The sequence below is a fragment of the Aquabacterium sp. genome, from assembly GCF_035476535.1.
Taxonomy (GTDB): domain Bacteria; phylum Pseudomonadota; class Gammaproteobacteria; order Burkholderiales; family Burkholderiaceae_C; genus Pseudaquabacterium.
In genome coordinates this window covers 1-6,432 of record NZ_DATILJ010000191.1, presented here as the reverse complement: position 1 = coordinate 6,432, position 6,432 = coordinate 1, and the positions used below count along the sequence as shown (strand labels likewise).

6 protein-coding genes and 1 pseudogene are annotated in these 6,432 nt (G+C 68.9%); 1 reads left to right on the top strand and 6 read right to left on the bottom strand.

Annotated elements, in window-relative coordinates:
* From yidD to VLK61_RS18820, 5 genes are all read right to left on the bottom strand, one after another.
* Positions 1-314: membrane protein insertion efficiency factor YidD (gene yidD, locus VLK61_RS18840; protein ID WP_325423160.1), on the bottom strand; the 314-nt coding region annotated here is incomplete at its 3' end.
* A gap of 130 nt (positions 315-444) precedes the next feature.
* Positions 445-1,083, bottom strand: coding sequence for a hypothetical protein (locus VLK61_RS18835; protein WP_325423159.1), 639 nt, complete (start codon positions 1,081-1,083; stop codon positions 445-447).
* 172 nt (positions 1,084-1,255) lie between these two features.
* Positions 1,256-1,843, bottom strand: coding sequence for a GNAT family N-acetyltransferase (locus tag VLK61_RS18830; protein ID WP_325423158.1), 588 nt, complete (start codon positions 1,841-1,843; stop codon positions 1,256-1,258).
* A 152-nt stretch (positions 1,844-1,995) separates the two neighbouring features.
* Positions 1,996-3,267 carry a tetratricopeptide repeat protein gene (locus VLK61_RS18825; RefSeq protein WP_325423157.1) on the bottom strand — a complete coding sequence of 424 codons (1,272 nt, stop codon included), beginning with the start codon at positions 3,265-3,267 and terminating at the stop codon, positions 1,996-1,998.
* Positions 3,268-3,280: 13 nt separating this feature from the next.
* Positions 3,281-4,072 carry a sterol desaturase family protein gene (locus tag VLK61_RS18820; RefSeq protein WP_325423156.1) on the bottom strand — a complete coding sequence of 264 codons (792 nt, stop codon included), beginning with the start codon at positions 4,070-4,072 and terminating at the stop codon, positions 3,281-3,283.
* A gap of 115 nt (positions 4,073-4,187) precedes the next feature.
* Here VLK61_RS18820 and VLK61_RS18815 point away from each other — a divergent pair, with 115 nt between their 5' ends.
* A complete protein-coding gene (locus VLK61_RS18815; RefSeq protein WP_325423155.1) occupies positions 4,188-5,819 on the top strand; it encodes an alpha/beta fold hydrolase in 1,632 nt (543 codons plus the stop codon).
* Positions 5,820-5,885: 66 nt separating this feature from the next.
* Here the strand turns inward: VLK61_RS18815 and VLK61_RS18810 are convergent.
* Positions 5,886-6,432 (bottom strand): annotated as a pseudogene (locus VLK61_RS18810) (hypothetical protein); the annotation flags it as partial.

Sequence of the window (6,432 nt, the reverse complement as noted above, 5' to 3'; positions counted from 1 at the left end):
CATGGGAGGTCGACGCAGTCGCACGGATTGCAATCGCAGTTGTGCCACCACTTCTCCTTCTTCTTTCGGTTCTCATCCGATCGGGACGCAGCGGGCTGACGCTTCAAGGCTGCGTAGGCTGACTTGCAGCGTGTGAACTGGCGTGGCATGGCTTCGAGCAGCGCGAACACGCCCAGCCTGTTCACCACGGCCTTCGCATAGGCAGAACATGACCGCCTGCCCGTGTGCACACGGTACGCGCAACAGAAGCCTTTGTAGGGCGACACATGGCGCTGGTACAGATCAATCGCAGTCGATGCGGTGGCGCTGAGCATGGTGCTGAATGGTTAACACTCGACTTCAGGCGAAGACGGCGGCATTGCCGATTGGCCCGGGAGGCGGAGCACAAGCGACCCGCTCGGTGGCCGAATGCTGCTGGCTCCCGCCTTGACGGAAGGGTGGGTCTCACAGCCGTTGCTTGCGCTGTTGAATTGTGTGGGACAGGTTCATGCGATCGATGTCTTCGATGGACATGATGGGCGCATACATGAGGTCGGTTGGATCACTGGCGCGCTTCCAACCCAGGCGCATCTCGCCAATAATACGCAGGAGCATCTTTGCCACGCGGGTGGCTACCACGTCTTGAGTTGACTGCGAGCCGTCGACGTTGTATTGCAGGCGTGCAATCGACAATACCGACGTGTTTGCCATAGGGCTGTGCATCGAGTACTGAAATCGGAAGTTGCGAGACTTCGAGTTGATGTCCCGGTTCGTGAGCACGATGAAGTAGGTTCTTGGCGAAGCCTCGCGAAGCATTTTCGCTGCCGTGGCGCCAAGAGGAAAGTAGTCTTCGGCGGCGTACTGATTTGTGCCGGGAAAGGGTTCGGTACTGCTGGCCGGTGTCCAGAGTGTCGACTTGATCCACAGACCGGTCTCTTTGGTGAGTGCGCGCGCAATGTCGGCAGCGGCGTGCTCGGATATGTCATCTGTGGGGATGACGTAGAAGTTGACCGCGTCCACCGGACTTGCGAGCGGTAGGGACTGATTCTGGCCGCGCGCTGCAGGTGCGATCGGAAAGGCGAACAGCAGGTGGCGACGGCGCATGGGGATTTCTGTGAGGCCAAGCGTTTGGAATGATGCGCGGCCGACAGCTTGGGGCCGCGAGGTGGAGGATAAGCCACGACGCCTCGCGGCCCGATGCATTTGGCGCTGGCCTCGATGGAAGGGCTGGGTCCATCTCTCTTGCCGGAGCCTGCCGGGTCTTCTTGAACAGCGGCTACTTCCGCCGCGCCAGCGCCAGCCGCACCACCGGCCGCGCGGGTTTGCGGCGCGCCACTTCGTCGAAGCCGGCCTCGTCGTACAAGGTCTTGACGCCGAACCACGACGACTGGGCGGCGGGGTCCGCCGCGGTGTCGATCGGGTAGGCCTCCAGCAGGCGCACGCCGCGCCGGCGCGCATAGGCGATGGCGCCTTTAAGCAGTGCGGCGCTGACGCCCTGGCCGCGGTACTCGCTGGGCACGACGAAGCAGACGATGGACCAGACCGGCTGCGCGTCCACCGGCTTCATCACCGGCGACTTGGCCAGTCGTGCGAAGTCTTCGCGCGGGCCCAGCGAGATCCAGCCGACCGGCGTGCCGTCCCGGTAGCCGATGAGCCCGGGCGGCGGGTCCTGCACGGCCAGTGCCTGCAGCGCATCGTGGTTGTGCGCGGCCCGGCTCTCGCCCGGGCGCAGCGCCTCGGCCTGGCCGCTGAGGCGGTAGAACATGCACCAGCAGCCGCGCGCCACCGAGCAGCCTTTGGCCGCGAAGATGGATTCCAGGTCGGCCCAGCGCTCGGGCGTGAGGGGGTGAACAGTCAGGCGCATGGTGATCGCGTGGTGCTTGTCCTCTATGGCCAGGAGTGTGTCGCGTCAGCTGCGATCTTGACAACAGGCCCGCGCGGGATGGTCTGCTTCGATCGCACCATGGGGTCAGAGCCTGTGAAGATGTCGGGCACGAACGAGAGATTCGCAGGCTCTCAGGCTTGCGCGCTGGCGCGTTCGTCCAGCAGCGCCTGGGCCAGCGGCTGCTGGCCGCTGCGCTGCGCGGCGTCGATCAGCGTCAGGTCCAGCAGGTCGCGCTGGGCATGGCTGCCGCCGAAGCGGTGGGCGATGTTGCGCACGGGGCGCAGCAGATCCACCGCGTGTGCATACCGGCCTTCGGCATGGGACTGGATGGCGCGGGTGGCGGCGTGGCCGACGTCGCGCGTGAATCCGGCGTTGTCGTTGTCGGCCAACAGGGCCGCGGCCTGGGTCGCGAGCAGCGCTGCCGCGCCATCAGCGCGGCCGCTGCCCATGAAGGCCATCATCGCGTGCATGTCGTTGAACGCATAGTGGCCAGCGCCGGCCAGCCGGGTCCAGCGCTCGGCCAGCGCGTGCCAGCGCTGCCCCACGTCCACGCCGCGCAGCTGCAGGCGCCACAGCATCGCCGAGGCGTCGATCATGTCCACCACCACCTGCGATGCGCCGCCGCAGATCGGGCCGTCCACCAGCGCCAGCACTTCGTCGATCTGGTCCTGGCCCAGGTGGAACAAGGCCAGGTGCCACCAGTTGTGCACGGCAAAGAAGCTGTCTGCGCTCCAGCCGGCGCAGTTGCCGCGCATCCAGGCCACACCCTCCTGGCGCCGGTTCTGCATCTCCAGCACATGGGCCACCGCGTGCTGGCCCCAGCCGTCGCGCGGCTCGAGTTCCACACACTGGCGGCCGACCCTTTCGGCGCGTGAGTAGCGGCCGGTCTCTTCCAGGCCGAAGGCCAGCATGCCCAGCACGGCGTGGTAACCGGTGATCGAGCGGTGCCAGGCAGGCATCGCGCGGGCGATGCGGTCGTGCAGCATGCGTGAGTCGCCGGTGAAGAAGTCGATCTGGTGGCCGGCCTGCAGCGCCAGCGTGTCCAGCGGGTACAGGATGCTCAGGTCTTCCAGCGTGCGGCCGGCGGCACGCCAGCGGCCCTGCAGCAGGTGGCCCAGCGCTGTGGCGTGGCCCCGCTCGCGCTCGGTCATCGGTAGCGCCTGTGCCTGTCGCAGGGCCTCCTGGGCCACGGGCGTGCCGGCGGGATCGGTGCCCAGCAGGTGCAGCCAGGCCTTGAACAGGTGGCCCATGGCCAGCTCCGGCGCGGCGGCCAGCGCGGCGTCCAGGCTGGCCACCGGGTCGCCGATGAAGCAGCGGAACTGGTGCAGCGCGGTTTCCAGCACGTCCAGGGCAGTCGGCGTGGCGCCGCTGAGGGCATGGCCGGCAGAGTCTTCGAGTGTCATGGTGCTTCCTGGGTCAGACATTGAAGGGGTGGGAAGCCGGGTGAGCCGGCGCGGCCGGATTCGTCGCGGCCCGGGGCTCGCTCACATCACGGCCCAGCAGCATCTCGGGAATGCGCGCGGAGGCGCCCGGATAGAAGCCTTGCAGCGGCATGTGCTCACGGCCGACGCGGGGGTTGCGGAAGGTGCCGAACACCATGTCCCACAGCGGCAGGTCGGCGTAGTTGAAGGCGTGCACGCCGCGCTGGTGGTGCACCGCGTGGCTCTCCGGGCCCTGGACCAAGTAGCCCAGCCAGCGCGGCGTGCGCAGGTGGGCGTGCTGGTAGATGGCCAGGAAAGTGAGCGTGGCCGAGGCCCAGGCGCCGGCCTCGGGGCTCAGGCCGAGCAGGCCGAACAACACCAGGCTGCTCAGCGTGGTGAAGATCGCCGCGTCCGCCGGGTGCAGGTAGAAGGCGCCCCAGGCGTCGAGGCTCTCGGCGCTGTGGTGCATCTGGTGCCCCAGGCGCCACAACCAGGTGAAGCGGTGTGCGCTGCGGTGGTACCCGTAGTGGAAGAACTCGTACACCAGCACGCCGACGACGGCACCGCCCACGGTGCCGAGCACGCTGGCGTTGAAGACATGCGCCTCGCCCAGCCACTGCCCCCAGAGCTGGCCGATGAACAGCGACAGCCCGAAGTTCAGGGCCGTGACGACGAAGGCGCGGCTGCGCCACCAGCGGCTGCGCACGCCCGGCGCCGGCGGGCGGAACAGGTCGAGGACCAGGAAGGCCGGCAACAGGGCGAGCGAGAGGATTTCGAGCCAGGACATGGAGGACTCCTTGAAAGCGTCAGTGGTTGCGCAGCGTACGAATCGGGCGTCCGCCCAGCGTCCTTTGGCGCGGCGGCCGGTCGCCCGTGCGAGTGCTGGTGTGAAAATCGGCGCCATGCCCCAGACCCTTGGCCGCCAACAGGTTCAGCTGCAATGCAAGGGCTACCCCGGCGTCGTGGTCGACGGACAAGCCGTGGATCTGCGGCTCAAGCGCGGCATCGCGTTGCTGCTGTTGCTGTTCGAAAGCGCGCGCAGGCTGGCCCGCGCGCAGATCGCCGAGACCCTATGGCCCGATGTTCCGGCGGACGTGGGGCGGGCCCGCCTGCGGCGCCTATGCCATGAAATGAACACCGCGCTGCGCGGCACCCTGCTCGTGGGCGATGCCGACACGGTGTGGCTCGACACCACCGTGGCCGACATCGATTCCGATGTGGCGCAGGTGCGGCGCAGTGCACGCGCGCTGTTGGCATCGCCAGCGGCCGAAGGCGCGGGCCTGTGCTTGCAGACGGTGCTGGCCGTCGACGCCCACCAAGTGGCCGATGGCCTGAGCCTGGACAGCGAGCTGTTCAACGACTGGCTGGATGCGCGCCGCAATGACCAGCGCAGTCTGCTGGTGCGGGCGCTGGGCTGCGCCGCCGAGCAACTGGAGGCCAGCGGGCAGGCCGGCCTGGCGGCTGAAGCGGCCGCCCGCCTGCTGGTGCTGGAGCCGCTGTCCGACACCGGCCATGCGGTGCTGATCGGCGCCCGCGCACAGGTGGGCGATGCCGCCGCCGTGGAGGCCGCGTACTTCGCCTGTGCCGACGTGATGCGTAGCGAACTGGGCATGCGACCGTCAGCGCAGATCGAGGCCGCGTACCAGCAGGCATTGGTGCGGCTTCGGGCCGCTGCCAGCCACCACGCGCCGCTGGTCAGCCGCTTGCCGCCGATCCGCTTTGCGGACACCGACGACGGCGCTGTCGCTTTCCTGACGCTGGGCAGCGGGGACGTCACGCTGATCGTGCTGTTCGGGCTGTGGTCGCATGTCGAAGTGGCCTGGGAAGAGCCCGCCATCCGCGCCATCCTGGAGCGGCTGGCCCGCCGTTGGCGTGTGGTGCTGATGGATCGCCGCGGCACCGGCCTGTCGGAGCGCGTGGCGGTCCGCCACTCGCTGAGCGCCGGGGTCGAGGATGTCGAGGCGGTGCGCCGGGCCCTTGGCGTGGACCAGGTCTGGCTGCTCGGCAGCTCGGTGGGCGGGACCATCGCCATCGACTATGCCCACACCCACCCTCGGCATGCGCAGGGCCTGCTGCTCTGCGGCGCCGGCGCGCGCAGCACCTGGGACGACGACTACCCGTGGGCGCCGACCACCGAACAACTGGACCGCTGGCTGGGCGAGTTGCGCACCGCCTGGGGCCAGGCCACGAGCTGGGGCCAGTTCGCGCCGTCCCGGGTGCACGACACCGAGGGGCGCGACTGGTGGGCCCGCATGCTGCGGCAGTCGCTGTCCCGCAACGGCGTGTCGCCGGTGCTGCGGGCCTTTGCCGGGATGGATGTGCGAGACCGCCTGCCGCGGCTGCGGCTGCCCACGCTGATCGTGCAGCGCCGCGGTGACCGCATCGTTCGTGAGGGCGCGGCACGCTACCTGGCCGAGCACATCGCCGGTTCCACGCTGCTCGTGCTGCCCGGGGAAGATCATCTGATCTGGTGCGGCGATACGGATGCCGTGCTCGAACCGATGGAGCGCTTCGTGTCCGGGCAGCGCTGGTGAGGGCGCGCCGACGCGCTTGAGCCGCGGTGCTGCGTGGTGCCCACTGGTGCAGCGTCGGGCCGTACGTCAGCCGGGCTCGGGCACGAACCCGGCCGCACCCTGGTGCCGATACCAGTAGGTCTGCCAGCGCTTGGTGCCGCGTGGCCGCTCCATCAGGAAGGCGATCACCAGGCGCTGGCCATCGCTGCGCAGCGAGATCGCGCCATACACCTCGACGTTGCGGCGCGTCAGCTGCTGCAGCAGCTGCAGCCGGCTGGCCTGGTCGGGGGCGGGATCGGTGCCGGCGCGGATCGCCGCTTCGATCTTCTCGTCGAGCCGGGTGATGCGGCCCAGCGCGTCCGGCGCCTCGGCCTCCCGTGTCGAGCGCAACAGTTCGGTGGACAGCAGCAGCGGCGCCGCGCCACGCCCTTGCTTGCCCAGCCGGCCCAGCAGGTCGGGCCGTGGGTGCACATGGCTTTCTTCGTCGCCGGAGGAGACGACGAAGGCAAAGGGGTTCACCGCCTGCAGGAATTCATCGGTGACATCGGTGGCGCCGTGGTGGCAGCTCTTCATCACATCGGACTGGAAGCGCGCGCGTGCGCCTTGCACCGCGGCGGACAGCGGCTGGCCGGCG